This is a genomic window from Streptomyces sp. NPDC051738 (assembly GCF_044453205.1).
Lineage (GTDB): Bacteria > Actinomycetota > Actinomycetes > Streptomycetales > Streptomycetaceae > Streptomyces.
Genome location: NZ_JBITCM010000002.1, coordinates 361,177 through 387,481, shown reverse-complemented (window position 1 = coordinate 387,481; position 26,305 = coordinate 361,177). Strand labels below are relative to the sequence as shown.

The 26,305-nt window shown below is 70.4% G+C and carries 20 protein-coding genes and 1 pseudogene; 10 read left to right on the top strand and 11 right to left on the bottom strand.

The window, feature by feature from the left end; translation table 11 throughout:
• Positions 1-149: 149 nt before the first annotated feature.
• From rbsD to ACIA8X_RS06330, 5 genes are all read right to left on the bottom strand, one after another.
• The gene (gene rbsD, locus ACIA8X_RS06350; RefSeq protein ID WP_393451872.1) at positions 150-539 is read right to left on the bottom strand and encodes a D-ribose pyranase; all 390 of its coding nucleotides are present in this window, start codon (positions 537-539) and stop codon (positions 150-152) included.
• Positions 536-1,438 carry a ribokinase gene (locus ACIA8X_RS06345; RefSeq protein WP_393451869.1) on the bottom strand — a complete coding sequence of 301 codons (903 nt, stop codon included), beginning with the start codon at positions 1,436-1,438 and terminating at the stop codon, positions 536-538. The genes rbsD and ACIA8X_RS06345 overlap by 4 nt, the downstream gene beginning before the upstream one ends.
• 139 nt (positions 1,439-1,577) lie before the next feature.
• On the bottom strand, positions 1,578-3,527 hold the full coding sequence (locus ACIA8X_RS06340; protein ID WP_399457868.1) for a substrate-binding domain-containing protein: 1,950 nt from the start codon (positions 3,525-3,527) through the stop codon (positions 1,578-1,580).
• On the bottom strand, positions 3,517-5,037 hold the full coding sequence (locus ACIA8X_RS06335; protein ID WP_393451863.1) for a sugar ABC transporter ATP-binding protein: 1,521 nt from the start codon (positions 5,035-5,037) through the stop codon (positions 3,517-3,519). The genes ACIA8X_RS06340 and ACIA8X_RS06335 overlap by 11 nt, the downstream gene beginning before the upstream one ends.
• Positions 5,034-6,062: a LacI family DNA-binding transcriptional regulator gene (locus ACIA8X_RS06330; RefSeq protein ID WP_399457867.1), complete on the bottom strand. Its 1,029-nt coding sequence runs from the start codon at positions 6,060-6,062 to the stop codon at positions 5,034-5,036. The genes ACIA8X_RS06335 and ACIA8X_RS06330 overlap by 4 nt, the downstream gene beginning before the upstream one ends.
• A gap of 207 nt (positions 6,063-6,269) precedes the next feature.
• Here ACIA8X_RS06330 and ACIA8X_RS06325 point away from each other — a divergent pair, with 207 nt between their 5' ends.
• The 3 genes from ACIA8X_RS06325 (at position 6,270) to ACIA8X_RS06315 (ending at position 10,512) form a co-directional block, all read left to right on the top strand.
• Positions 6,270-6,635 carry a hypothetical protein gene (locus ACIA8X_RS06325; RefSeq protein WP_393451859.1) on the top strand — a complete coding sequence of 122 codons (366 nt, stop codon included), beginning with the start codon at positions 6,270-6,272 and terminating at the stop codon, positions 6,633-6,635.
• A gap of 64 nt (positions 6,636-6,699) precedes the next feature.
• On the top strand, positions 6,700-8,958 hold the full coding sequence (locus ACIA8X_RS06320) for an ATP-dependent RecD-like DNA helicase (RefSeq protein ID WP_399457866.1): 2,259 nt from the start codon (positions 6,700-6,702) through the stop codon (positions 8,956-8,958).
• A gap of 264 nt (positions 8,959-9,222) precedes the next feature.
• The gene (locus ACIA8X_RS06315; RefSeq protein ID WP_093908326.1) at positions 9,223-10,512 is read left to right on the top strand and encodes a citrate synthase; all 1,290 of its coding nucleotides are present in this window, start codon (positions 9,223-9,225) and stop codon (positions 10,510-10,512) included.
• A gap of 632 nt (positions 10,513-11,144) precedes the next feature.
• Here ACIA8X_RS06315 and ACIA8X_RS06310 read toward each other — a convergent pair.
• From ACIA8X_RS06310 to ACIA8X_RS06300, 3 genes are all read right to left on the bottom strand, one after another.
• Complete coding sequence (locus ACIA8X_RS06310; protein ID WP_393451854.1) at positions 11,145-13,499, bottom strand: heavy metal translocating P-type ATPase; 2,355 nt, start codon at positions 13,497-13,499, stop codon at positions 11,145-11,147.
• Positions 13,500-13,506: 7 nt separating this feature from the next.
• Positions 13,507-13,746 carry a heavy-metal-associated domain-containing protein gene (locus ACIA8X_RS06305; RefSeq protein ID WP_393451852.1) on the bottom strand — a complete coding sequence of 80 codons (240 nt, stop codon included), beginning with the start codon at positions 13,744-13,746 and terminating at the stop codon, positions 13,507-13,509.
• A gap of 181 nt (positions 13,747-13,927) precedes the next feature.
• Complete coding sequence (locus tag ACIA8X_RS06300) at positions 13,928-14,617, bottom strand: TetR family transcriptional regulator (protein WP_393451849.1); 690 nt, start codon at positions 14,615-14,617, stop codon at positions 13,928-13,930.
• Between the two features lie 192 nt (positions 14,618-14,809).
• Here ACIA8X_RS06300 and ACIA8X_RS06295 point away from each other — a divergent pair, with 192 nt between their 5' ends.
• Positions 14,810-17,146 carry an MMPL family transporter gene (locus ACIA8X_RS06295; RefSeq protein ID WP_393451846.1) on the top strand — a complete coding sequence of 779 codons (2,337 nt, stop codon included), beginning with the start codon at positions 14,810-14,812 and terminating at the stop codon, positions 17,144-17,146.
• Positions 17,147-17,298: 152 nt separating this feature from the next.
• Positions 17,299-18,342, top strand: a complete 1,044-nt coding sequence (locus ACIA8X_RS06290) for a zinc-dependent alcohol dehydrogenase family protein (protein ID WP_399457865.1) — start codon at positions 17,299-17,301, stop codon at positions 18,340-18,342.
• Here the strand turns inward: ACIA8X_RS06290 and ACIA8X_RS06285 are convergent.
• The 3 genes from ACIA8X_RS06285 to ACIA8X_RS06275 form a co-directional block, all read right to left on the bottom strand.
• Complete coding sequence (locus ACIA8X_RS06285; RefSeq protein WP_393451840.1) at positions 18,323-18,934, bottom strand: GNAT family N-acetyltransferase; 612 nt, start codon at positions 18,932-18,934, stop codon at positions 18,323-18,325. The two genes, ACIA8X_RS06290 and ACIA8X_RS06285, sit on opposite strands and share 20 nt — an antisense overlap.
• 52 nt (positions 18,935-18,986) lie before the next feature.
• The gene (locus ACIA8X_RS06280) at positions 18,987-19,187 is read right to left on the bottom strand and encodes an AlpA family transcriptional regulator (RefSeq protein ID WP_093908480.1); all 201 of its coding nucleotides are present in this window, start codon (positions 19,185-19,187) and stop codon (positions 18,987-18,989) included.
• A gap of 395 nt (positions 19,188-19,582) precedes the next feature.
• A complete protein-coding gene (locus tag ACIA8X_RS06275; RefSeq protein ID WP_399457864.1) occupies positions 19,583-20,500 on the bottom strand; it encodes a sugar phosphate isomerase/epimerase family protein in 918 nt (305 codons plus the stop codon).
• Positions 20,501-20,624: 124 nt separating this feature from the next.
• Between ACIA8X_RS06275 and iolC the strand changes: the two genes are divergently transcribed.
• The 5 genes and pseudogenes from iolC (at position 20,625) to mmsA (ending at position 26,112) form a co-directional block, all read left to right on the top strand.
• The gene (iolC, locus tag ACIA8X_RS06270) at positions 20,625-21,575 is read left to right on the top strand and encodes a 5-dehydro-2-deoxygluconokinase (protein WP_399457863.1); all 951 of its coding nucleotides are present in this window, start codon (positions 20,625-20,627) and stop codon (positions 21,573-21,575) included.
• Entirely contained in the window at positions 21,572-22,453 is an 882-nt protein-coding gene (locus ACIA8X_RS06265) for a deoxyribose-phosphate aldolase (RefSeq protein ID WP_399457862.1), read from the top strand. The genes iolC and ACIA8X_RS06265 overlap by 4 nt, the downstream gene beginning before the upstream one ends.
• A gap of 52 nt (positions 22,454-22,505) precedes the next feature.
• Positions 22,506-22,616: pseudogene (locus ACIA8X_RS06260) on the top strand (5-deoxy-glucuronate isomerase); the annotation flags it as partial.
• Between the two features lie 95 nt (positions 22,617-22,711).
• The gene (gene iolD / locus ACIA8X_RS06255; RefSeq protein ID WP_399457861.1) at positions 22,712-24,595 is read left to right on the top strand and encodes a 3D-(3,5/4)-trihydroxycyclohexane-1,2-dione acylhydrolase (decyclizing); all 1,884 of its coding nucleotides are present in this window, start codon (positions 22,712-22,714) and stop codon (positions 24,593-24,595) included.
• A 14-nt stretch (positions 24,596-24,609) separates the two neighbouring features.
• The gene (gene mmsA / locus ACIA8X_RS06250) at positions 24,610-26,112 is read left to right on the top strand and encodes a CoA-acylating methylmalonate-semialdehyde dehydrogenase (protein ID WP_399457860.1); all 1,503 of its coding nucleotides are present in this window, start codon (positions 24,610-24,612) and stop codon (positions 26,110-26,112) included.
• Positions 26,113-26,305: the final 193 nt, after the last annotated feature.

The window sequence follows — 26,305 nt, the reverse complement described above, 5'->3', positions numbered from 1 at the left end:
GCCGGTCGTACTTGGCATCAGGACTTCTGGAGGGGGATCTGGGGGGATCACGAGGAGTCCTGGCAGGAGGGGAAAACCCGAGGGGCCCGGTCGACGGACCGGGCCCCTCGAAGCTTTCCTGCAGCCAGTCCTCACCTGCAGCCAGGCCCTCAGAAGAACACGCCGCAGCGCAACAGCACATTCGCGTACGGCCGCGCCTCCCCGGTCCGTACGATCAGCCGCGCCCCGGCCGACAGCTCCTTCAGCCGCTCGTGCGTGACCAGCTCCAGCTCGGGAAACTCCCCCTCCAGCAGCGCCGCCGCCGCGGGGTTGGCATCCCGTGTCTCCTTCGCCGCCGTCGCGCCCTCGACCACGAGCTCGGCCAGCAGACCCTCCAGCACCACCGCGAACGACGGCACCCCGGCGCGGAAGGCCAGGTCCACGACCCCGGGGCCGTCGGGTATCGGCATGCCCACGTCGCAGACGAGCACACCGTCGCCGTGGCCGAGCTCGGCGAGGGCGCCGGAGAGATGGCGGTTCAGGATTCCGGCCTTCTTCACGACGCCTCGACCTCCGCCGCGGTCGGGAAGGAATCCTGCGCGCCCTCCTTCGTGACCGCCGCCGCGCCGACCCGGGCCGCGTACGCAGCCGCCTCGGCCAGCGACGAGCCCGTCCCCAGCTTCCAGGCCAGCGCGGCCGTGAACGCGTCGCCCGCGCCCGTCGTGTCCACCGCGTCCACCTTCACGGAAGGAACCCGTGTCACGCCCTCCGCGGAGGCGACCAGCGCGCCCTCCGCGCCCAGGGTCACCACCACCGAGCGGGGCCCCTTGGCGAGCAGGATCCGCGCCCACTCCTCCGGCGTCTCGCCCACTGTGGAGTCGCCGAGGATCACCTTCGCCTCGTGCTCGTTCACGATCAGCGGGTCGCAGGCCGCCAGCACCTCGCTCGGCAGGGGGCGCGGTGGGGAGGGGTTGAGGACGAAGCGGCTGTCGTCGGCCAGGTTCCGTACGACCGCCACGACCGTCTCCAGCGGGATCTCCAGCTGGGCCGACACCACGCGTGACGCCTGGAAGAGGCTCGCGGCGGCCTGGACGTCCGCCGGGGTGAGCCTGCCGTTGGCCCCCGGCGACACCACGATGCTGTTGTCCCCGGACGGGTCCACCGTGATCAGCGCGACGCCGGTCGGCGCACCGCCGACCAGGACGCCCACCGTGTCGACGCCGGCCGCCCGCTGCGAGTCGAGCAGCAGCCGGCCGTGCGCGTCGTCGCCGACCCGGGCCAGCAGGGCCGTACGGGCACCGAGCCGGGCGGCCGCGACCGCCTGGTTCGCGCCCTTGCCGCCCGGGTGGACGGCCAGGTCGGAGCCGAGCACGGTCTCGCCGGCACCCGGCCGGCGCTCGACACCGATCACCAGGTCGGCGTTGGCCGACCCTACGACCAGGAGGTCGTAGTCATACATGAGGTTGCTCCCCTGATTGGTCGCCGTAGTGAGTACGGCTGGTCCCCGTGGTGACGTACGGCGGGCGGATCCCCGGTGCGCATCCGCAGGGGACCCGCCCCGCAGGGGACCCGCCCGCCGGTCTGTCGGTCCGTCGGTCTCAGCCCGTGAAGCCGGCCACGTTCTCCTTCGTGACCACCTTCACCGGCACCATCACCGACTTCTCGACCTCGTCGCCCTCGGCGGCCTTCACCGCGTTCTGTACGGCGATCCTGCCGAGTTCCGTCGGCTGCTGCGCCACCGACGCGAACAGCGTGCCCGCCTTGACGGCCGTCAGACCGTCCGCGGTTCCGTCGAAGCCGATGACCTGGACGGACGTGCCGGCCTTGGAGCCGAGTGCCTTGATCGCACCGAGCGCCATCTCGTCGTTCTCGGCGAAGACGCCGTTGATGTCCGGGTTGGCCTGCAGCAGGTTGGTCATGACGTCCAGGCCCTTGGTGCGGTCCCAGTCGGCGGGCTGCTTGGCGACGACCTTGATGCCCGGGTAGGCCTTCAGGCCCTCGGCGAAGCCGGTGCCGCGCTCGCGGCTGGCGGAGGTGCCGGCCTGGCCCTGGAGGATCACGATCGTGCCCTTGCCGCCCAGCTTGTCGGCGAGCGCCTTGGCGGCGAGCTTGCCGCCGGTGACGTTGTCGGAGGCGACGAGCGCGGCGGTGGTGGCGTTGTTGACCGCCCGGTCGACGGCGACCAGCGGGATGTCCGACTTGTTGACGCCCTTCGCCGCCGGGGTCACCGCGTCGGAGTCCACCGGGTTGACGATGATCGTGCCGAGGCCCTCGCTGGTGAAGTTCTGCAGCTGGTTGGCCTGCTGCGAGGCGTCGTTCTGCGCGTCCGTGACCGTCAGGTCGACGCCCAGCTTCCTCGCCTCCTCCTGCGCCCCGGCCCGGATCGACACGAAGAACGGGTTGCTGAGGGTCGACAGGGAGAGGCCGATCTTCTGGCTCTTCGCCTCCGAGGAGCCGCTGTGCAGGAGGGACGTGGCGCCGACGATCGCCGCCGCGACCACGGCCGCGAGCAGGTACGTCGCCGCCTGCTTGCCCTTGCCGCCCTGCGAGGTGCCCGCGGCCACCGGGGTCGCCCCGGCCTTGCGCCGCACGGTGTCCAGCAGGACCGCGAGCGCGATCACCACACCGATGACGACCTGCTGCCAGAAGGCGGACACGGACAGCAGGTTGAGCCCGTTGCGCAGCACGGCCAGGATCAGCGCGCCGATCAGCGTGCCGGACGCCTTGCCCGTGCCGCCGGCCAGCGAGGCGCCGCCGATGACGACCGCCGCGATGGCGTCGAGCTCGTAGCCCTGCGCGGCCTGCGGCTGCGCGGAGGAGAGACGGGCGGCGAGCACGATGCCCGCCGCGGCGGCGAAGAGGCCGGAGAACGCGTAGATGGCGAGCTTCTGCTTCTTCACGCGGAGACCGGAGAGGCGGGCCGCCTCCTCGTTGCCGCCGATCGCGTACATCGAGCGGCCGATGTACGTCCGCCCCAGCACGAACGCCGTGATCAGCCCCATGCCGATCATCACGAGCACCGGCACCGGCAGCCAGCCGCCGAGCGTGTCACCGAGGTGCGAGACCGAGTCGGGGAAGGCGATGGGGGAGCCCTGCGAGATCACCAGGGACAGACCGCGGGCCACCGACAGCATGGCCAGCGTCGCGATGAACGGCGGGAGTTTGCCGTACGAGACCAGGATGCCGTTGACCAGGCCGCACGCTATGCCGGTGGCGACCGCGAGCAGTACGGCGATGAAGACCGGGACGCCTTCCGACGTGGCGCTCCACGCGAGGACCGTGGCCGACAGGGCGGCGACCGAGCCGACCGACAGGTCGATGCCCGCCGAGACGATCACGAAGGTCACGCCGAAGGCGAGGATGGCGGTCACGGCCGCCTGAACGCCGACGTTGAGGAGGTTGTCGGCGGTCAGGAAGTCGCCGGACAGCGCCGACATCGCGATGACCAGGGCGATCAGTGCGGTGAGCGCGCCGTTGTCGAGCAGGAGGCGGCGCAGCCCCGAGGCGCCACTCGCGCCCGTCGTGCTCTTGAGCGTGTCAGTGGCCACGGGGGGCCTCCTTTTCCGTGCTGGGGTTGCTGACGGCGAGGGCCATCACGGCGTCCTGGGTCGCCTCGTCGGCCGTGAGTTCGCCCGCGATCCGGCCCTGGGCCATCACCAGGACCCGGTCGCTCATACCGAGGACCTCGGGCAGATCGCTGGAGATCATGAGGACGGCGGCACCGGCCGCCGTCAGTTCGTTGATGAGCTGGTAGATCTCGACCTTGGCGCCGACGTCGATCCCGCGCGTGGGCTCGTCGAGGATCAGCACCTTGGTGTCGGCGAGCAGCCACTTGCCGATGACGACCTTCTGCTGGTTGCCGCCGGACAGGGTGCGGACGTGCTGCCCGAGGCCCGCCATCCGCACGCCGAGCTGCTTCGCGATCCGCGCGGCGGCCTCGCGCTGGCCCTTGAGATCGACGAGCCCCGCGCGCGTGGCCGAACGCAGCGTCACCAGGCCGAGGTTCTCCTCGACGGACGCGTCCAGCACCAGGCCCTGGCCCTTGCGGTCCTCGGGGATCAGCCCGATGCCGGCCGCCATGGCGGCGACCACGTCATGGCCCCTCAGAGCCGCCCCGGAGACCTTCACGGCCCCCTTGTCGTACGGATCGGCCCCGAAGACCGCCCGCACGACCTCGGTACGACCGGCGCCCACCAGCCCGGCGATACCGACGACCTCACCGGCGTGCACCTGGAAGCCGACGTCATGGAAGACACCGTCGCGGGTGAGCCCCTCGACGGAGAGCAACGCGGCTCCCGCCTCGGCCCGTTCCCGCGGGTACTGCTGCTCGATCGAGCGCCCCACCATGAGCCGTACGAGCTCGTCCTCGGGCGTGGTGGCGGGGACCCGTCCGACCGACTTGCCGTCGCGGATGACCGTCACCCGGTCACCCAGGGCGGCGATCTCCTCCAGGTGGTGGGTGATGAAGACGATGCCCACGCCGTCCTCGCGCAGCTTGCGCACGATGGCGAAGAGCTTCTCCACCTCCTCGGAGGTGAGCACGGCGGTCGGCTCGTCCATGATCAGCACGCGCGCGTTCAGGCTCAGCGCCTTGGCGATCTCGACCATCTGCAGGCGCGCGATGCCGAGTTCACGCACACGCGCGCGTGGCGACACGTTCACGCCGACCCGCTTCAGCAGGACCTCGGCGTCGGCCTCCATCCGCTTCCGGTCGATCATCCCGAACCGGCGCGGCTGGCGCCCCAGGAAGATGTTCTCGGCGACCGTGAGGTCGGGAACGAGGTTGAACTCCTGGTAGATGGTGGCGATCCCGAGGCGCTCGGAGTCCTGCGCACCGTGGATGCGCGTCTCCTCACCGCCGACCAGGATCCGCCCGGCGTCGGGCGTGTAGGCACCGGAGAGCATCTTGATGAGGGTGCTCTTGCCCGCGCCGTTCTCACCGAGCAGCACATGCACCTCGCCCCGGCGCAGATCGAAGTCGACACCGTCCAGCGCGACCACGCCCGGGAAGGCCTTCCTTATGCCCTCGATGCGCAGCAACTCGTCCGCGTTGCTCACGACTGGCTCCTGTTCGTTACGGGGTTCTCGGCGGGGTTCTCGCCGCAGGAGCGGCGTACGACGAGACGGGCGGGGAGGGTGACGGACTCGCCGGGCCGTCCCTCGATGCGGTCGACCAGGGCGCGTACGGCGGCCCGGCCCAGGTCGCCGGTCGGCTGGGCGACGGCGGTGATCGGCGGATCGGTGTGCACGAACCACGGGATGTCGTCGAACGCGGCCAGCGCGATGTCGTCCGGTACGCGCAGCCCACGCGCGCGTACGGCGTCCAGCGCGCCGAGCGCCATCAGGTTGTCGGCCGCGAACACGACCTCGGGCGGCTCGGGCAGGTCGAGGAAGCCCTCGGTGACCCGCCGCCCGCTCTCGGCCTGGAAGTCGCCCTGGCCTATGTAGACGTCGGGGAGTTCGAGGCCGTACGCGCCGAGTGCCTCCCGGAAGGCCTCCACGCGCTCGCGTCCGGTCGTGGTCGCCGCCGGCCCCGCGATGATCGCGAGCCGCCGGTGCCCGAGCCCGTGCAGATGCGCCACGAGATCCCGTACGGCACCGCGTCCGTCCGAGCGCACCACCGGCACGTCGACGCCCGGGATCCACCGGTCCACGAAGACCATCGGCGTCCCCGCGCGCGCGGCGTCCAGCATCAGCGGCGAGCCGCCGTCGGTGGGGGAGACGAGCAGGCCGTCGATACGGCGGTCCAGCAGGTTCCGTACGTGGTGGTCCTGGAGGTCGGGCCGCTCGTCGGCGTTGCCGATGATGACGCTGTAGCCGAGCGCGCGGGCCTCCTCCTCGACGGAGCGGGCCAGTTCGGTGAAGTAGGGGTTCATCACGTCGCTGATGACCAGACCGAGGGTGTGGGTCTGGTCGGTGCGCAGGGAGCGGGCGACGGCGTTCGGGCGGTAGCCCAGGCTCTCGACGGCGGCGAGCACGCGCGTGCGTGCCTCGGCGCTGACCGACGGATGGTCGTTCAGGACACGCGAGACCGTGGCGACGGAGACCCCCGCCTCGGCAGCGACATCCTTGATGCTCGCCATCGCCGCTCCACCTCCTTGTGGATCGTTCGTGGAATCGATTACATCCACGTGTATGGAGGATTGGAATCGATTACACGGGGGTTAATCAAGCCCTCAACCACATCCCGAAACCGGATCGTGATGTCGCGGCGCGCTCCGGGGCGGTCCAGGCTGGAGGTACAGGGGGCGTTTCCCCGGGCGGCCCATGCGGGCCGGAACGGAGGAGTCATGACGGCAGCGACCCGCGACGACGTACCCGTCGCCCTCGCCGGCGACGGCGTGGAGGTGCGCACCAAGCCCATGGGCGGCGGCATGTCCGTCGGCTACATCAGCCTGCCGGAGGGCACGGACATGGGCCCCGCCTTCAAGGGCCTCGACGGCGACGCCTGCCAGTGCCCGCACTGGGGCTTCCTGCTGAAGGGCCGGCTGCGGATGCTGACGGCCGAGGGCGAGGAGTACTACGAGGCGGGTCAGGCGTACTACTGGGCGCCCGGTCATGTCCCCGTGGCCCTGGAGGACTGCGAACTCGTGGAGTTCTCGCCGACCGAGGACTTCCAGAAGGTGATCGACCACGTGACGTCACAGGCGGGGTGAGGCCGACAGCCGCTGTGTGCAACGGGCCGCCCGCGTTGTCGGACCCGGCCGGTACCGTCGGATCATGTCCAATCAGGCGGGGAGTGCCACGGGCGAACGGCGGCTCGCAGTGGTCGAAGGCGTCCTGGAGCGCATCACGTACGCCAACGAGGAGAACGGCTACACGGTCGCCCGCGTCGACACCGGCAGGGGCGGCGGCGATCTGCTCACGGTCGTCGGCGCGCTGCTCGGCGCCCAGGTGGGCGAGTCGCTGCGGCTGGAGGGGCGTTGGGGGTCCCACCCGCAGTACGGCAAGCAGTTCACCGTCGAGAACTACACGACCGTGCTGCCGGCCACCGTGCAGGGCATCCGCCGCTATCTCGGCTCCGGCCTGGTCAAGGGCATCGGCCCGGTCTTCGCCGACCGCATCACCCAGCACTTCGGCATGGACACCTTGAAGATCATCGAGGAGGAGCCCAAGCGCCTCATCGAGGTCCCCGGGCTCGGACCCAAGCGCACCAGGAAGATCGCCGACGCCTGGGAGGAGCAGAAGGCGATCAAGGAGGTCATGCTCTTCCTCCAGACGGTCGAGGTGTCCACGTCCATCGCCGTCCGCATCTACAAGAAGTACGGCGACGCCTCGATCTCCGTCGTGAAGAACCAGCCCTACCGGCTGGCCGCCGACGTCTGGGGCATCGGCTTCCTCACCGCCGACAAGATCGCCCAGTCCGTCGGCATCCCGCACGACAGTCCGGAGCGTGTGAAGGCGGGCCTGCAGTACGCGCTGTCGCAGGCCACCGACCAGGGCAACTGCTATCTCCCCGAGGAGCGGCTGATCGCGGACGCGGTGAAGCTCCTTCAGGTCGACACGGGGCTCGTCATCGAGTGCCTCGCGGAGCTGGCCCAGGTCCCGGAGGACGGCGGCGACCCCGGTGTCGTACGGGAGAAGGTCCCCGGTCCCGACGGCGCCTCGGGCGACCCCGTCACCGCCGTCTACCTCGTCCCCTTCCACCGGGCCGAACTCTCCCTCTCCGCCCAGCTGTTGCGCCTGCTGCGCACCGACGAGGACCGGATGCCGGGCTTCCGCGACGTGGTCTGGGACAAGGCGCTGGGCTGGCTGAAGGGGCGTACGGGCGCGGACCTCGCCCCGGAGCAGGAGGCCGCCGTGAAGCTGGCGCTCACGGAGAAGGTCGCCGTCCTCACCGGCGGCCCGGGCTGCGGCAAGTCCTTCACGGTGCGCTCGATCGTGGAGCTGGCCCGCGCCAGGAAGGCCAGGGTCGTGCTCGCCGCCCCCACCGGCCGCGCCGCCAAGCGCCTGGCCGAGCTGACCGGAGCCGAGGCCTCCACCGTCCACCGCCTCCTGGAGCTCAAGCCCGGGGGCGACGCGGCCTACGACAAGGACCGTCCGCTCCAGGCCGACCTGGTGGTGGTCGACGAGGCGTCCATGCTGGACCTGCTGCTGGCCAACAAGCTGGTCAAGGCCGTACCGCCGGGCGCCCATCTGCTGTTCGTCGGGGACGTCGACCAACTGCCCAGCGTCGGCGCGGGGGAGGTCCTGCGGGACCTGCTCGCCGACGGCGGCCCCATCCCCGCCGTCCGCCTCACGCGCGTGTTCCGGCAGGCCCAGCAGTCGGGCGTGGTGACCAACGCGCACCGGATCAACGCCGGACAGCACCCCGTCACCGACGGCATGAAGGACTTCTTCCTCTTCGTCGAGGACGAGACGGAGGAGGCCGGACGGCTCACGGTGGACGTGGCGGCCCGTCGGATTCCGGCCAAATTCGGCCTCGACCCGCGCCGGGACATCCAGGTGCTGGCCCCCATGCACCGCGGACCGGCCGGCGCGGGCACGCTGAACGGTCTGCTCCAGCAGGCCATCACGCCCGGGCGGCCCGATCTGGCGGAGAAGCGGTTCGGCGGCCGGGTCTTCCGTGTCGGCGACAAGGTCACCCAGATTCGCAACAATTACGAGAAGGGGAAGAACGGCGTCTTCAACGGCACCGTGGGCGTGGTCACCTCGCTCGACCCGGTCGACCAGCGCCTCACGGTGCTGACGGACGAGGACGAGGAGGTGCCGTACGAATTCGATGAACTGGACGAACTTGCGCATGCTTACGCGGTGACCATTCACCGCTCGCAGGGAAGTGAATATCCCGCCGTGGTGATCCCCGTCACCACGGGAGCATGGATGATGCTGCAGCGGAACCTGCTGTATACCGCGGTGACCCGCGCCAAGCGGCTGGTCGTGCTCGTGGGATCACGCAAGGCGATCGGCCAGGCGGTGCGCACGGTGTCGGCGGGACGGCGCTGCACGGCGCTCGACTTCCGGCTCGCGGGCTCCTGACCCTGCTTCCGGCCCGTCACCGGACCCCCTCCTGACCTGGCGATTCGTGAGGCATCGAAAAAAATGATCGATCAAACGAGTCGTGAAGGTCACAGAGCACTTCCAGATGGGGAAAACAGGGGGCAGGATGGCAGGTTGGCGGCACTCAGTGCCGCCAATAGGCCCAATGGTCGACCCCGAGTGCACTCTCCTGAGCCGAATGGGGGAGGGTAGAGACAGTCAGGGCAACCTCGAAGATGAGGCACAACGTCGGTGAGGGAAGACGTGAGCGACAACTCTGTAGTACTGCGGTACGGCGACGGCGAGTACACCTACCCGGTGATTGACAGCACCGTCGGCGACAAGGGCTTTGACATCGGCAAACTCCGCGCCCAGACCGGTCTGGTGACGCTGGACAGCGGGTACGGCAACACCGCCGCCTACAAATCCGCCGTCACCTACCTCGACGGCGAGGCGGGCATCCTCCGCTACCGCGGCTACCCGATCGAGCAGCTGGCCGAGCGCTCCACCTTCCTGGAGGTGGCCTACCTGCTGATCAACGGTGAGCTGCCCACCGTCGACGAGCTCTCGACCTTCCAGAACGACATCACGCAGCACACCCTGCTGCACGAGGACGTCAAGAACTTCTACAAGGGCTTCCCGCGCGACGCCCACCCGATGGCCATGCTGTCGTCGGTCGTCTCCGCGCTGTCCACGTTCTACCAGGACAGCCACAACCCGTTCGACGAGAAGCAGCGCAACCTCTCGACGATCCGGCTGCTCGCCAAGCTTCCGACGATCGCGGCGTACGCGTACAAGAAGTCGATCGGCCACCCGTTCGTCTACCCGCGCAACGACCTCGGCTACGTCGAGAACTTCCTCCGCATGACCTTCTCGGTCCCGGCGCAGGAGTACGAGCTCGACCCGGTCGTCGTCGCCGCCCTCGACAAGCTGCTGATCCTGCACGCGGACCACGAGCAGAACTGTTCGACCTCGACGGTCCGCCTGGTCGGCTCGTCGCAGGCCAACATGTTCGCCTCGATCTCGGCCGGCATCTCGGCGCTGTGGGGCCCGCTGCACGGCGGTGCCAACCAGTCCGTCCTGGAGATGCTGGAGGGCATCCAGGAGAGCGGTGGCGACGTCGACTCCTTCATCCGCAAGGTGAAGAACAAGGAGGACGGCGTCCGCCTGATGGGCTTCGGCCACCGGGTCTACAAGAACTTCGACCCGCGCGCCAAGATCATCAAGGCCGCCGCGCACGACGTCCTCTCGGCCCTCGGCAAGTCCGACGAGCTGCTGGACATCGCGCTGAAGCTGGAGGAGCACGCGCTCTCCGACGACTACTTCGTCTCGCGCAGCCTCTACCCGAACGTCGACTTCTACACCGGCCTGATCTACCGGGCCATGGGCTTCCCGACCGAGATGTTCACGGTCCTGTTCGCCCTCGGCCGCCTGCCGGGCTGGATCGCCCAGTGGCACGAGATGATCAAGGAGCCGGGTTCCCGCATCGGCCGCCCGCGCCAGATCTACACGGGCGTCGTCGAGCGCGACTTCGTTCCCGTCGAGGCTCGCTGAGTCTCGCTGTCAGAGCCTCGTACCTGACTTCGGTCGGGTGCGGGGCTCTTGTGCGTGTGCGGCCGGCGGATGTGTACGGGCGACGGAAGCCGCCGACCGCGTACGGATAGAAGAAGGCGCCCTGGCGGCGGTCCCCCCACGGGCCGACGTCCAGGGCGCCTTCCCATGTCCCGGTGCGGATTCCCCCCACGGGATCCGGCCGGGCGTCTGAGAGAGCAGCGCCTGAATCGCTGTCTTTCTGTGTTGCCGTTTGAGCAGAACGAGCAAAACTCGTCGTACTCATAGGTGTGCGGTCTGCCGGGACAGCGCACGGTCGGGAGGGCCGCTCAAAGCTTCCCGATGTACGTGCCCCGGCAACGCAACTCTGAGGAAGTCCCCCAAGACATCCTCAGATGCCAGTTGGCGCCCCCCAAGACGCCGTCTGACATCGTCAACTTAGACCTTCGAACCCCTTCGATGGTTACGTTCACATCACTGTGATCTGCGTCTCTTGCATATGTCCGTTAGATGCGCAAGAGCCCCGATATGGCGATCGGGACCCAAGCGTAAGGATGATGCGTGAGCCTTGTGAAGAGCTTATGTGAGCTGGGCGTCGGACTCCAGAGGGGCCCAGTGGGGTTCTTACTACGAATTCACCGGAACGTCCGTAGCCGCAGACTGTTCGTCACCACGAACACGGACGAAAAGGCCATCGCGGCACCCGCGATCATCGGGTTCAGCAACCCCGCCGCGGCCAGCGGCAACGCGGCGACGTTGTACCCGAAGGCCCACACCAGGTTGCCCTTGATCGTGGCCAGCGTCCTGCGGGACAGCCGGATCGCGTCCGCGGCCACCCGCAGATCCCCGCGCACCAGCGTCAGATCGCTCGCCTCGATCGCCGCGTCCGTGCCCGTCCCCATGGCGAGACCCAGATCGGCGGTGGCGAGCGCTGCCGCGTCGTTGACGCCGTCACCCACCATGGCGACGCACCGCCCCTCGCGCCGCAGCCGCCGTACGGCCTCGACCTTGTCCTCGGGCAGGACCTCCGCGATCACCTGATCGATACCGACCGCCTGCGCCACCGCCTCGGCGACCGCCCGGTTGTCCCCGGTCAGCAGCACCGGGGTGAGCCCCAGCGCGCGTAGCTCGCGCACCGCCTCGGCACTGGTCTCCTTCACCGCGTCCGCGACGGCGAGGACGCCGCGTGCCGCCCCGTCCCACCCGACGACCACGGCCGTACGACCGTCTCTCTCGGCCTCTTCCCGGGCCCGGGCAAGCTCGGTGGGCAGCGCCTCGAAAAGGCGTCCCACGGCCACGTCACGGCCCTCCATGCGCGCGCGTACGCCGCGCCCGGGGACGTTCTCGAACCCCTCGACCGCCGGCAGCCGTCCGACCCGCTCCTCGGCACCCGCGGCCACGGCCCGGGCGACGGGATGCTCGGAGGCGTGCTCCACGGCGCCCGCGAGCCGCAGCACCTGCTCCTCGTCGGCGCCCAGGGCGACGTACACCTTCTGGAGGGTCATACGGCCCGTGGTGACCGTGCCGGTCTTGTCCAGGACGACGGTGTCGACCCGGCGCGTGGACTCCAGCACCTCGGGGCCCTTGATGAGGATGCCGAGCTGCGCCCCGCGTCCCGTGCCGACCATGAGGGCAGTGGGCGTGGCGAGGCCCAGGGCGCACGGGCAGGCGATGATCAGTACCGCGACCGCTGCGGTGAAGGCGGCGACCGTGTCGTCGGTGATGCCGAGCCAGGCGCCGAAGGTCGCGACCGCGAGCACGATGACCGCGGGTACGAACACCGCGGAGATCCGGTCGGCGAGCCGTTGCACCTCGGCCTTGCCGTTCTGCGCGTCCTCCACCAGCTTCGCCATCCGCGCGAGCTGGGTGTCGGCGCCGACCCGGGTCGCCTCGACGACGAGCCGCCCGCCCGCGTTGACCGTCGCGCCGGTGACCGCGTCCCCGACCGCCACGTCCACCGGCACGGACTCGCCGGTCAGCAGGGCGGCGTCCACCGCGGAGGAGCCCTCGACGACGGTGCCGTCGGTGGCGATCTTCTCGCCGGGCCGTACGACGAACCGGTCGCCGACGGCCAGCCGGCCGACGGGAATCCGGACCTCACGGCCGTCCCGCAGCACGGACACGTCCTTGGCCCCCAGCTCCATCAGGGCCCCCAGAGCCGCTCCCGCGCGCCGCTTGGCACGGGCCTCCAGATAGCGGCCGAGGAGGATGAAGGTGACCACCCCGGAGGCGACTTCGAGATAGATCTGCGAGGCGCCGTCCACGCGCGCGACGGTGAACTCGAAGTCGTCGCGCATACCGGCCATGCCCGCGTCACCGAGGAACAGCGCCCACAGCGACCAGCCGAACGCCGCCAGCGTGCCCATCGAGATCAGCGTGTCCATGGTCGCCGCACCGTGCCGGGCGTTCGTGAACGCGGCGCGGTGGAAGGGCAGTCCGCCCCAGACGACGACCGGCGAGGCGAGGGTGAGCGCGAGCCACTGCCAGTTGTCGAACTGCAGGGCCGGGATCATCGACAGCAGGATGACGGGGGCGGTGAGCAGGGCGGAGACGGTGAAGCGGTGGCGGTAGGCGACCGGTTCGGGGTCTTCCGGGGCCTGCTCCGGCGCGGGCCGCGGGGGAGCGGGCTCCTCGGCGGTGTACCCCGTCTTCTCCACCACGGCGATGAGGTCGGCGACCTCTGTGCCCGCGGGGTAGCTGACCTTCGCCTTCTCCGTCGCGTAGTTCACCGTGGCGGTGACGCCGTCCATGCGGTTGAGCTTCTTCTCGACGCGGGCCGCGCAGGAGGCGCAGGTCATTCCGCCGATGAGGAGCTCTACTTGGGCGGTGGGGGCGGTGGGAGTGCCGGGGGCGCTGTGGGTGCCGGCGGGCGGGCCGGGCGTAGCGGCAGGCGTGCCTGGCGTACCGGCGGTGGTGGCCGGCGTGCCGCCGGTCGTGTCGGCGGTGCCGGCCGGTCCCGGTATCGGCGGTTGGTCGGTGGTGCGGGGCATGTCCGGCTCAGATCTTGGCGACCAGTTCGAAGCCCGCCTCGTCGATCGCCGCGCGGACGGCCTCCTCGTCCAGCGGGGCCTCGGAGACGACGGTGACCTCGCCGGTCGAGGCGACGGCCTTCACCGAGCCGACGCCGGGGAGTTCGGAGATCTCGCCGGATACGGCACCCTCGCAGTGCCCGCAGCTCATGCCGCTCACCTTGTAGACGGCGGTGACGGAACCCGGGGTGCCGGTCTGGGCGGTCATGTCGTTCTCCTCGTCGAGGCATGTGGGGCTGAGGGGCCCACGAGAGGCCCTCCGTACTCCACGGTATACCCCTACGGGGTATTTCTCCAAGAGGGGTCGAGGATGTGACGGGGCCTGCGCTCCGGGGGTAGCCGAGCCGCTTCAGGAGGGGGCGGGTTGCCTTCAGGAGGGGCGGGGGCCTTCAGGAGGGGTCGGCGTGCCCGAGTCTCTCGCCGACCAGCGGGTCGAGATAGCGGGCCAGGGCGTTCTTCAGCTCCTGGACATAGGCGTCGCGCTCGGCGCCCTCGTGGGCGAGGACCAGCTCCAGGCCCGCCTTGTACATGCCCAGGCACATGTGTGAGGTCCGGGCGAGGTCGGCCGGCGGGGTGTCCGGCAGGAGTGAGGAGAGCAGGCCCTCGATCCGGGAGAGCAGGGTCGCGTGCAGGGCGTCGTGCTCCTCGGTGATGCGGCCGGGGATGTCGGGGCCGTGCATCAGCGCGAAGAACACCGGGTGCTCGCAGTTGAAGGCGATGAACCGGTCGACGGCCGAGCCGACCGCCTCCTCCAGGGGCGTCGTGGGGTCGACCGGTGCGAGCGCCTCGCCGTATGTCTCGCGCATCTCGTGCATGAGCCGCTCGCCCAGCTCGATCGCGATCGCTTCCTTGTTCGGGAAGAACTGGTACAGCGTGCCTGGTGAGACGCCCGCCTCGCGGGCGATGGCGTTGGTGCTGGCCGCCGTGTAGCCGCTGGTGGTGAAGACGGTGGCCGCGGCTTCCAGCAGTTGGGCGATACGGCGCTCGCCGCGGGCCTGGCGGCGGCGCGGCTGGTCCTTCTCCTGGTGCTCCTGATGGCCAGGGTGGTCCTGATTGGCCTTCTCCCGGTTGGCGGGCACGCGTTATCCCCAGTTCTCCGAACGCGATTGACAAACGCGAGTGGTCGCTCGCATTCTGGAGAAACGCGAGCGATCTCTCGTGTTTGCCAGTCTATGGCAGCTACGACTCCATGCTGCCTGGCTGTGCCCACGTGGATCGGGCGCATGCACAGGCGTGAGCAGCATGGATCAGGGTGAAGGGGACACCGCACAATGACCGAAGTCAACAGGCCACCCCGCATCGGAGGCTGGACCCGCTTCGTGACGGCCCGCCCCCGGTTGTCGCTGCTCGTGGCCCTGGTGCTGACCGCGCTCGCGGTGGTGGCCGGCAGCGGCGTCGCCGACCGGCTGGGCAGCGGCGGCTGGGAGGACCCGCACGCCGGGTCGACGTACGCCACCAAGGCACTGGAGCGCGAGTTCCCCGCCTCCCAGCCCAACCTCCTGCTCCTGGTGGACGCGGGCAGCGCCTCCGTGGACGACCCCGCGGTGGCCGCCGAGGCCCGGCGGCTCACGGAGCGACTGGCTGCCGAGAAGGGCGTCATAGGGGTCGGCTCCTACTGGCGTGCGGACGCCGCGTCGGCTCCCGCCCTGCGCGCCGAGGACGGCCATGAGGCCCTGATCGCCGCCCGCCTCACGGGCGAGGAGAAGGAGATGGGGGAGACCCTGGACCGCCTCGCGCCGGAGTTCCGGGGTGCGCACGGCCCGGTGGAGGTCAGCGTCGGCGGCCCGGTCGCCGTGCGGCACGAGATGCAGACGATCATCCAGGAGGACCTGACCCGGGCCGAGATGATCGCCCTGCCGGTCACCCTGGTGCTGCTGGTGATGGTCTTCGGCAGCGCGGTCGCGGCCCTGCTGCCGCTCGGCATCGGCATCGTCGCGATCCTCGGCACGAACGCGGTGCTGCGCGGCCTGACCGAGATCACGGATGTGTCGGTCTTCGCGATGAACCTCACCACGGCCCTGGGCCTGGGCCTCGCCATCGACTACGCCCTGTTCATCGTCCGCCGCTTCCGCGAGGAACTCGCCACCGGCGCCGAGCCCTTGGCGGCGGTCGGGACGACTTTGCGCACGGCCGGCCGCACGGTCCTCTTCTCGGCCCTGACGGTCGCGGTCTCGCTCGCGGCGATGCTGCTCTTCCCGCAGTACTTCCTGCGCTCCTTCGCCTACGCCGGAATAGCGGTGGTGGTGCTGGCCGCGGCCGCCGCGCTGATCCTGCTGCCCGCGGCGCTGGTCCTGCTCGGCCACCGGGTCAACTCCCTGGACCTGCGTCGCCTGTTCCGGCGCGGGCGGCCGAAGACGGCGAGTGATGCATCCGATCGATCGAGTGGCTCATCCGACCGATCGAGTGGCGCATCCGACCGGTCAAGTGAGACATCCGATCAGTCGAGTGAGGCATCCGATCAGGGGGCCGGCTCGACAGGGGGCAGGGGGTGGACCCGCACGGCGAACGTCGTCATGCGCCGCGCCCCGTTCTTCGCCCTCGGCACCACCGCCGTCCTGGTCCTGCTCGGACTGCCCTTCCTGGGCGTGAAGTTCGGCACCGCCGACGACCGCCAGCTCCCGTCGAGCGCCGAGTCGCACGTGGTCCAGCAGCACATCCGCGACGGCTTCCCGGGCAGCCCCGGCGGCGGCCTGGAGGTCTTCGCCGAAGGGCGGGCCACGCAGGCGCAGTACGCCGACTACAAGGAGCGGATCGCCGCTCTCCCGGAGGTGCTCCGGGTCGACGGACCGCTGGTGAAGGGCGACGCGGCGTACTTCACGGTGCTGCCGAAGGGCGAGGCCGTGGACGACCCGGCCCAGAACCTGGTGGGCGAACTGCGCGCCACACAGGCGCCGTTCGACACCGAGGTGACCGGCGCGGCGGCGGTCCTGGTCGACTCCAAGGACGCGATAGCCGAGCAACTGCCTCTGGCCGCCGCCTTCATCGTGATCGTCACCCTGCTGCTGGTGTTCCTGCTGACCGGCAGTGTGCTGATCCCGATCCAGGCGGTCGTGCTCAACGCGCTGAGCCTGACGGCGATGTTCGGCGCGGTGGTCTGGGTCTTCCAGGATGGCCATCTGTCCGGCCTGCTCGGCTTCACCAGTCCCGGCTCGATCGAGACGACGCTCCCGGTGCTGATGTTCTGCGTCGCCTTCGGCCTGTCCATGGACTACGGCGTGTTCCTGCTCTCCCGCATCAAGGAGGAGTACGACGCGACCGGCGACCACGACCAGGCCGTCCGCCACGGCCTGCAACGCACCGGCGGCCTGATAACCGCCGCCGCCGTGATCCTCGCGGTGGTGATGGTCGCGATAGGCACCTCCAGGGTGACCAACACCAAGATGCTCGGCCTCGGCATCGCCCTGGCGGTGCTGATGGACGCGATGATCGTCCGCAGCCTCCTGGTGCCGGCGGTCATGCGCCTCACGGGGCGGGCGACCTGGTGGGCCCCGGGGCCGCTGCGCCGCTTCCACACCCGCTTCGGCCTCAGCGAGGGAGAGCAGGCGGCGGCCCCGGCGGCGGAGCCGGAGCCCACGCAGGAGCGGGACAAGGTGGCCGCGCGGGGATAGCGTTGCGCTGGTCACCGGGGATGACGGTGTTGGTGGTAGGTGGCGCGCACCGTTGACGGTCATGGCCCACCAAGGTCGACTGTGCCGACGCGTCGCCGTGCGAGAGCCGGAGGGGCGCGCCGGAGGCGAACGAGCCATCGAAGGAGACCGGGATGCGGGCTGTGGTGTTCGAGCGGTACGGGGAAGCGGCCGAGGTGCGTGAGGTGCCCGATCCGCACCCCGCCCCCCACGGAGTGACCGTGCGCGTCGAGGCCACGGGGCTGTGCCGCAGTGACTGGCACGGCTGGCAGGGGCACGACCCGGACATCGCGCTGCCGCATGTGCCGGGCCATGAGCTCGCCGGTGTCGTCGAGGCGGTGGGCGACCGGGTGACCGGCTGGCGCCCCGGCGACCGGGTCACCGTCCCGTTCGTGTGCGCCTGCGGCAGCTGCGGGGCGTGTGCGGCGGGCGACCAGCAGGTGTGCGAGCGCCAGACGCAGCCCGGCTTCACCCACTGGGGTTCCTTCGCGCAGTACGTGGCGCTGGACCACGCCGACGTCAACCTCGTCGCCGTGCCCGACGGGATGTCCTTCGCGACGGCGGCTTCGCTCGGCTGCCGGTTCGCCACGGCGTTCCGTGCGGTCGTGCAGCAGGGCCGGGTGGCGGCGGGGGAGTGGGTCGCGGTGCACGGCTGCGGCGGGGTGGGCCTGTCGGCGGTGATGATCGCGGCGGCGTCGGGCGCACGGGTCGTCGCGGTGGACGTCTCACCACAGGCCCTGGACCTGGCGCGGAAGTTCGGGGCGGCGAAGTGTGTGGACGCGTCCGGCGTGCCCGACACGGCCGCGGCGATCCACGCCCTGACCGGCGGCGGCGTCCATCTCTCCCTGGACGCCCTCGGCTCGCCCGTCACCTGCGCCGCGTCCGTCAACGGCCTGCGCCGCAGGGGCCGGCACATCCAGGTCGGGCTGCTGCCCTCGGAGTCCGGCACCACCCCGGTGCCCATGGCCCGTGCCATCGCCCTGGAGCTGGAAATCCTGGGCAGCCACGGCATGGCGGCGCACACCTACCCGCCGATGCTGGAGCTGGTCCGGGCGGGGGTGCTGCGGCCGGATCTGCTGGTGACGTCGACGATCCCGTTGGACGCGGTGCCGTCGGCGCTGGCGGCACTCGGGACGGCACCGGGGGCGGGGGCGACGGTCATCGAGCCCTGGAGCTGAGGGCGGTGCGGTCGGTGGGGGCGGTGACGTCGGCGTGGCCGCGGTGGGACGCCCACTCGTGTTCGAGGACGGCCATCATCACCCAGTCGACCCACTGGCCGTCCCTCAGGTCGGACTCCCGTCGCACGCCCTCCACCACGAACCCGACCTTCTCGTAGACCCGCAGGGCACGGTGATTGTGACCGTACGCCTCCAACTCGATCCGGTGCAGGCCGAGTTGCTCGAAGCCGTGGCCCACGATGAGCCGGGTGGCCTCGGTGCCGAGTCCTCGGTCGCGCCCCCGGGGCCCGATGATCGTGCGGAACGTACAGCTGCGGGCCTTGGCGTCCCACTCGTACAGGACGACCTCACCGACGAGTTCGCCGGTGGCGCGATCGGTGACGGCGAGGTCGAGGCGGTCGGGCTGGTCGGAGCGGGAGCCGTACCAGGAGCGCAGTCGCTCCAGGGTGAACTCGTCGGAGGACTCGCCGGTGAAGCGGAGGACCTCGGGGTCCTCGATGATCTCCCGCATGACAGCGGCGTCGGCCTCGGTGAACGGCCGCAGCACGGTCCGGTCGCCGGTCAGTACGGGCTTGGCGGAGAAGTCGCTCATGGCACGACTGTGCCCCACGCGTGGGGTGGGGCACAGCTGCTTTTCCGGGAGGTCAGTCCGTTCTGCGCCCACGGTTGCCCGGCCGGGACTCCACCCAGGCCCGGACGGTGTCGGGGTACCAGAAGGGCTTGCCGCCCTCCACATGGTCGGGCGGCGGCAGCAGCCCGTGCTTGCGATAGGACCGCACGGTGTCCGGCTGCACCTTGATGTGTGCGGCGATCTCCTTGTAGGACCAGAGAATTCGGTCGGTCATCATTTGCACCTCCTCGCGCGCGCCGCGGCGGCGACCTGGGGCGGTCGTCGGGGGGACCGTGCGCTGCGCCGGCGATCACAAAGCCTGTGTCCGGTCAACGACCCGGAGTGAGGAGGGGCAGGGCCTGTGCGCGGGGTGTGACGCAAGGCCCGCGTACTTGCGACATGCGTGACAGGAAAGGTGCGTTTGTGACACAGGTGCCGCAAAGGCGCGCGCCGGTGCCGGGGCGCGGCGCGTTGACAGACACCGTGTCGAACACGCACGGCACTTGTCATCCACCCATGCTGCAACGCCGCAAGGGGCGCGGGGAACTGCGCGACCAGCCCCGGACAAGCCGCACTCGCCCCATCACAGGACCCGGCACCCTCGTAGGCGCCCGGCCCCGCCCCGGAGGGCTACGCCCCGCACGACCTCAAAAACGCCCGCGTACGCCGCGCGATGGGCAGCGGCGCGTCCGGCGCACAGGGATACATGTCCTGCTCGACAATCGCGAACAAGTCGACATCCAACTTCTGCGCAGCCTCAAGAACCGGCCCCAACGCAGGCACCCCACCCGGCGGTTCACACATCACACCCTGGGCGACGGCCGGCCCGAACGGCGTCCCCTTGGCCCGCACGTCCGCCAGGATCTCCGGATCCACCTGCTTCAGATGCAGATACCCGATCCGCGACCCGTACGTCTCGATCAGCTTGACGCTGTCCCCGCCGCAGTACGCGTAGTGCCCGGTGTCCAGGCACAGCGACACCAGGTCGGAGTCAGTCCCGTCGAGGAACCGGACGACGTTCTCCTCGCTGTCGATGTGCGTGTCGGCGTGCGGATGGACGACGATCCGCAACCCGTACCGCTCCCGCACCTCCCGCCCCAGCCGCTCGGTCAGCGAGGTCAGGTTCCGCCACTGCTCGGGCGTCAGCGTGTCCGGCTCCAGCACCTCACCGGTCTTGTCGTCCCGCCAGAAGGACGGGATGACGACCAAGTGCTTGGCCCCCATCGCCTGCGCGAGCACCGCGTTGTCCGCGACGTGCGCCCACGTCTTCTCCCACACGGCCTCGCCGTGATGCAGGCCGGTGAACACGGTCCCGGCCGACACCTTCAGGCCACGCTTCGCCGTCTCCTCGGTGAGGACGGCGGGATCGGTCGGCAGATACCCGTACGGCCCCAGCTCGATCCACTCGTAGCCGGACTCGGCGACCTCGTCGAGGAAGCGCAGCCAGGGGACCTGCTGGGGGTCGTCGGGGAACCACACACCCCACGAGTCGGGAGCCGAGCCGATCCGGATGCGGGACAGTGAGGACTGAGGTGACAACGACGTCATGGCGGTCAGCTTCAGCGCGTATGGCAAGCGCTGTCAAGGTCTGGTCCGAATGTCTGGACAAAATATTGACAGGGTCGCGTTGCTCGGACTACAAAGCCGGGAGAGCCGATACGAAGGGAACGCGATGGCGTACGACCTGATCACCATGGGGCGGATCGGAGTGGACCTCTACCCGCTGCAGACCGGCGTCCCGCTGCCGCAGGTCACCTCCTTCGGCAAGTTCCTCGGCGGCTCGGCGACGAACGTCGCGGTCGCCGCGGCCCGGCTGGGACGCCAGACCGCGGTGATCACCCGCACCGGCGACGACCCCTTCGGCACCTACCTGCACGAGGCCCTCCAGGGCTTCGGCGTGGACGACCGCTGGGTCACCCCGGTCCCCGGCCTGGCCACCCCGGTCACCTTCTGCGAGGTCTTCCCGCCGGACGACTTCCCGCTGTACTTCTACCGCCGGCCCAAGGCCCCGGACCTGGAGATCGACGCCCACGAGCTGGACCTCGACGCCATCCGCGACGCCCGTATCTTCTGGATCACCGGCACCGGCCTGAGCGAGGAGCCCAGCCGTACGGCGACGCTCGCGGCCCTCGCCCACCGAGCCAAGGCCGGCATCACGGTCTTCGACCTCGACTGGCGCCCCATGTTCTGGCAGGACCCGGCCGAGGCCCGCCCCTTCTACGCCGAGGCCCTCAAGCACACCACCGTCGCCGTCGGCAACCTCGACGAGGTGGAGGTCGCGACCGGCGTACGCGAACCGCAGGCCGCCGCCCAGGCCCTCCTGGACGCCGGTGTCGAGATCGCGGTCGTCAAGCAGGGCCCCAAGGGCGTCCTCGCCGTCAACAGCAAGGGCGACCAGGCCGAGGTGCCGCCCCTCCCGGTCAACGTCCTCAACGGGCTCGGCGCCGGTGACGCCTTCGGCGGCTCCCTCTGCCACGGGCTGCTCGAAGGCTGGGACCTGGAGAAGATCATGCGGCACGCCAACGCGGCCGGCGCCATCGTCGCCTCCCGCCTGGAGTGCTCCTCCGCCATGCCGACGCCGGACGAGATCGAGGCCGCCATCGCCGCGGGGGCCGTCAAGTGACCGTCGACATCGCGGAACTGGTCCGCCTGCGCACCCAGCGCCCCGAAGCGGTCGCGGAGGCGGCGGCCCGCCGTACCCGCCGGCCCCTCCTCGGCGAGACCGGCCGGCTGATGATCGTCGCCGCCGACCACCCGGCCCGCGGCGCGCTCGGTGTCGGCGACCGCAAGTTCGCCATGGCCAACCGCGCCGACCTGCTCGAACGCCTCTGCCTTGCGCTGTCCCGGCCCGGCGTCGACGGTGTCCTCGCGACCGCCGACATCCTCGACGACCTGCTCCTCCTCGGCGCGCTCGACGGCAAGGTCGTCATGGGCTCCATGAACCGCGGCGGCCTCCAGGGCGCCAGCTTCGAGCTCGACGACCGCTTCACCGGCCACCGCCCCGAGGACATCGAGCGCCTCGGCTTCGACGCCGGCAAGCTGCTCCTGCGGATCGACTACGAAGACCCGGGCTCCCTCACCACCCTGGAGTCCACCGCCCGCGCCATCGACGACATGGCGGCGCGCCGACTCCCCGTCTTCGTCGAGCCGTTCATCAGCACCCGCACCCCCGAGGGCAAGGTCAGGAACGACCTGTCCGCCGAGGCCGTCACCAAGTCCATAGCCATCGCCTCCGGCCTCGGCGGCACCTCGGCCTACACCTGGCTGAAGGTGCCGGTCACCGACAACCCCGACGACATGGCCGAGGTCATGGCGACGTCCACACTGCCCGCCGTCCTGCTCGGCGGCGAGGTCGGGGACGACCAGGACGGGGCATATGAGAAGTGGCGGGGTGCTCTCCAACTGCCCACCGTGCGGGGCCTGGTGGTGGGCCGCTCGTTGCTCTACCCGGCCGACGGCGACGTGTCCGGTGCGGTGGACACTGCCGTAGGACTGCTGTGAGGTCCCCATGACCCGCCCCGCACGACCTGCACCACCCCGTCGGCTCTCCCAGCGGAGCGCCGACGCACCGATCGCCTCCGGCGCGGGTAGCCGCTTTGCTTTGGCAGGAGCGAAGTGCGAGCGAAGACTCCCCGCCCGCTACGGCCCCGCGCCGGAGGTCCCCCACCCGCACCATCGAGTCGGACGGGGTGGCGAAGCCGTACGGGAATGGCGGATCCGCTTCCATCCGGCCCACCCAGAAAGCACAAGGGGTTACCGATGACCTCAACGACGAGGCTCACGGTCGCACAGGCGCTCGTCCGCTTCCTGTCCGCCCAGTACACCGAGCGTGATGGCGTACGACACCGTCTGATCGGCGCCACCTGGGGCATCTTCGGCCACGGCAACGTCGCCGGAATCGGCCAGGCGCTGATCGAGCACCGCGATGTCATGCCGTACCACCAGGGCCGCAACGAACAGTCGATGGTGCACGCGGCGGTCGGATACGCCCGCCAGTCGAACCGCCTCTCCACCCACGCGGTCACCACGTCGATCGGCCCCGGCGCGACCAACCTCGTCACCGGCGCCGCCCTCGCGACCATCAACCACCTCCCGGTCCTGCTCCTCCCCGGCGACGTCTTCGCCACCCGCCCCGCCGACCCGGTCCTCCAGCAGCTCGAAGTGCCGTACGCGGGCGATGTGTCGGTCAACGACTGTCTGCGCCCGGTGTCGAGGTACTTCGACCGGATCACGCGTCCGGAAGCCTTGATTCCGGCGGCTCTCCAGGCCATGCGCGTGCTCGCCGACCCCGTCGAGACCGGCGCGGTCACGCTGGCGCTCCCGCAGGACGTGCAGGCCGAGGCGTACGACTGGCCGGACGACTTCTTCGCCGAGCGCGTCTGGGTGGTACGCCGCCCGGGCGCCGACCCGACCGAACTCGCCGAGGCCGTACGGGCGATCAGGTCCGCCCGCAGGCCCCTGGTCGTCGCGGGCGGCGGCGTCCACCACAGCCGCGCCGAGGAAGCCCTCGCCGAGTTCGCCGAGGTCACCCGCATCCCGGTCGCCTCCACGCAGGCCGGCAAGGGCTCACTGCGCTACGACCACCCCCAGGACGTCGGCGGAGTCGGCCACACCGGCACCGCCACCGCCGACGAACTCGCCCGCACCGCCGACCTGGTGATCGGCGTCGGCACCCGCTACACCGACTTCACGACGGCCTCCGGCACCCTCTTCGCCGGCGAGGGCGTCCGCTTCCTCAACCTCAACATCGCGCCCTTCGACGGCCACAAGCTCGCCGGCATGCCGCTGATCGCGGACGCCCGCACCGGCCTGGAGGAGCTGACCGAGAGGCTGGAGATGCACGACCACCGGGTCGCCGACTCCTACGTCACCGAGTACACCGAGGACAAGGAGCGCTGGGAGCAGCGCGTCGACGCCTGCTACGAGGCCGACGAGCCGGACGTACGGCCGACGCAGCCGCAGGTGCTGGGCGCGCTGGACGCGATCGTCGACGAGTCCGACGTGATCATCAACGCGGCCGGCTCCCTCCCCGGCGACCTGCACAAACTGTGGCGGGCACGCTCGCGCGACCAGTACCACCTGGAGTACGGCTACTCCTGCATGGGCTACGAGATCCCGGCCGCGCTCGGCGTGAAGCTGGCCGCCCCCGAGCGCAACGTCTGGGCGCTGGTCGGCGACGGCACGTATCTGATGATGCCGACGGAGATCGTGACCGCCGTGCAGGAGGGCGTCGCGATCAAGGTGTTGCTCGTGCAGAACCACGGGTACGCGTCCATCGGCGGCCTGTCGGAGGAGACGGGTGCCGAGCGCTTCGGCACCGCCTACCGGTACCGCGCGGACGACGGCACGTTCACGGGCGCCCCGCTCCCCGTCGACCTGGCCGCCAACGCCGCGAGCCTCGGCATGCGGGTGCTGCGCGCGAAGACCGTGAGCGGTCTGCGCGAGGCGCTCGTCGAGGCCCGCGCCGCGGACACTCCCACATGTGTCTACGTCGAGACCCAAACGGCAGACACAGTGTCGGGCCCGCCGCCCGCGCAGGCCTGGTGGGATGTTCCCGTGGCCGAGACCGCGACCCGACCGTCGGCGGTCAAGGCACGTGAGCTGTACGAACGGCACGTCTCGACCCGACGCCGCCATCTGTGAAGGAGTAACCGGTCATGACGAAGATCGTCAACCACTGGATCGGCGGCAAGACCGCCGAAGGCGCGTCGGGCACGTACGGGCCGGTCACCGACCCGGCGACCGGCGCGGTCACCACGAAGGTCGCCTTCGCCTCGGTCGACGAGGTGGACGCGGCGGTCGCCGCCGCCAAGGAGGCGTACCTGACCTGGGGCCAGTCCTCGCTGGCCCAGCGCACGTCCATCCTCTTCAAGTTCCGCGCGCTGCTGGACGCCAACCGGGACGCGATCGCCGAGCTGATCACCGCCGAGCACGGCAAGGTGCACTCCGACGCGCTCGGTGAGGTGGCCCGTGGCCTGGAGATCGTCGACCTCGCCTGTGGCATCAGCGTGCAGCTGAAGGGCGAGCTGTCGACGCAGGTCGCCAGCCGCGTGGACGTCTCTTCGATCCGCCAGCCGCTGGGTGTCGTCGCGGGCATCACGCCGTTCAACTTCCCGGCGATGGTGCCGATGTGGATGTTCCCGATGGCCATCGCGTGCGGCAACACCTTCGTGCTGAAGCCGAGTGAGAAGGACCCGTCGGCGTCGATCAAGATCGCCGAGCTGCTCGCGGAAGCCGGTCTCCCGGACGGCGTCTTCAACGTCGTCCACGGTGACAAGGTGGCCGTCGACCGCCTCCTGGAGCACCCGGACGTCAAGGCCGTCTCCTTCGTCGGCTCGACCCCGATCGCCCGCTACATCCACACCACCGCCTCCGCCAACCACAAGCGCGTCCAGGCCCTCGGCGGCGCCAAGAACCACATGCTGGTCCTGCCGGACGCCGACCTCGACGCGGCGGCGGATGCGGCTGTGAGCGCCGCCTACGGCTCTGCGGGCGAGCGCTGCATGGCGATCTCGGCGGTCGTGGCCGTCGGTGCGATCGGCGACGAGCTGGTCGACAAGATCCGCGAGCGCGCCGAGAAGATCAAGATCGGCCCCGGCAACGACCCGACCTCCGAGATGGGCCCGCTGATCACGGCCGTCCACCGCGACAAGGTCGCCTCCTACGTCACCGGCGCGGCGGCCGAGGGCGCCGAGGTGGTCCTCGACGGCACCGGCTACACGGTCGACGGCTTCGAGGACGGCCACTGGATCGGCATCTCGCTGCTCGACAAGGTCCCGACCAGCGCGAAGGCCTACCAGGACGAGATCTTCGGCCCCGTCCTGTGCGTGTTGCGCGTGGACACGTACGAGGACGGCGTGGCGCTGATCAACAGCTCGCCGTTCGGCAACGGCACCGCGATCTTCACCCGGGACGGCGGCGCCGCCCGCCGCTTCCAGCTGGAGATCGAGGCCGGCATGGTCGGCGTGAACGTCCCGATCCCGGTCCCCGTCGGCTACCACAGCTTCGGTGGCTGGAAGGACTCGCTCTTCGGCGACCACCACATCTACGGCAACGACGGCACGCACTTCTACACCCGCGGCAAGGTCGTCACCACCCGCTGGCCCGACCCGGCCGACGCCCCCTCCGGCGTCGACCTCGGGTTCCCGCGCAACCACTGACGCACGCACCTGAGCGTCTGGGGCCGTCCGGATCGCGGACGGCCCCATTTTTTTGCGGGCGTGCGCTGCGGTTCCCGTACGCCTGGAAGCCACGCTGTACGCGGCTTTGACGCGACGTTAACGCGCGCCAAGACGGCCTTCGACCACGAATTCCGTAGGTGAACACCCATTGACGTGACGGTTTCCGTCGATG

Bases quoted from the DNA above. Each gene is read 5' to 3' on its own strand.
- ACIA8X_RS06325 (WP_393451859.1), top strand. From the start codon at position 6,270: ATGACGGCAGCGACCCGCGACGACGTACCCGTCGCCCTCGCCGGCGAC.
- ACIA8X_RS06275 (WP_399457864.1), bottom strand. From the start codon at position 20,500: ATGACGTCGTTGTCACCTCAGTCCTCACTGTCCCGCATCCGGATCGGC.
- ACIA8X_RS06330 (WP_399457867.1), bottom strand. From the start codon at position 6,062: ATGGCGAGCATCAAGGATGTCGCTGCCGAGGCGGGGGTCTCCGTCGCC.
- iolD (WP_399457861.1), top strand. From the start codon at position 22,712: ATGACCTCAACGACGAGGCTCACGGTCGCACAGGCGCTCGTCCGCTTC.
- ACIA8X_RS06305 (WP_393451852.1), bottom strand. From the start codon at position 13,746: ATGACCGCCCAGACCGGCACCCCGGGTTCCGTCACCGCCGTCTACAAG.
- ACIA8X_RS06295 (WP_393451846.1), top strand. From the start codon at position 14,810: ATGACCGAAGTCAACAGGCCACCCCGCATCGGAGGCTGGACCCGCTTC.
- ACIA8X_RS06290 (WP_399457865.1), top strand. From the start codon at position 17,299: ATGCGGGCTGTGGTGTTCGAGCGGTACGGGGAAGCGGCCGAGGTGCGT.
- iolC (WP_399457863.1), top strand. From the start codon at position 20,625: ATGGCGTACGACCTGATCACCATGGGGCGGATCGGAGTGGACCTCTAC.
- ACIA8X_RS06310 (WP_393451854.1), bottom strand. From the start codon at position 13,499: ATGCCCCGCACCACCGACCAACCGCCGATACCGGGACCGGCCGGCACC.
- ACIA8X_RS06345 (WP_393451869.1), bottom strand. From the start codon at position 1,438: ATGTATGACTACGACCTCCTGGTCGTAGGGTCGGCCAACGCCGACCTG.
- ACIA8X_RS06320 (WP_399457866.1), top strand. From the start codon at position 6,700: ATGTCCAATCAGGCGGGGAGTGCCACGGGCGAACGGCGGCTCGCAGTG.
- ACIA8X_RS06285 (WP_393451840.1), bottom strand. From the start codon at position 18,934: ATGAGCGACTTCTCCGCCAAGCCCGTACTGACCGGCGACCGGACCGTG.
- ACIA8X_RS06280 (WP_093908480.1), bottom strand. From the start codon at position 19,187: ATGACCGACCGAATTCTCTGGTCCTACAAGGAGATCGCCGCACACATC.
- mmsA (WP_399457860.1), top strand. From the start codon at position 24,610: ATGACGAAGATCGTCAACCACTGGATCGGCGGCAAGACCGCCGAAGGC.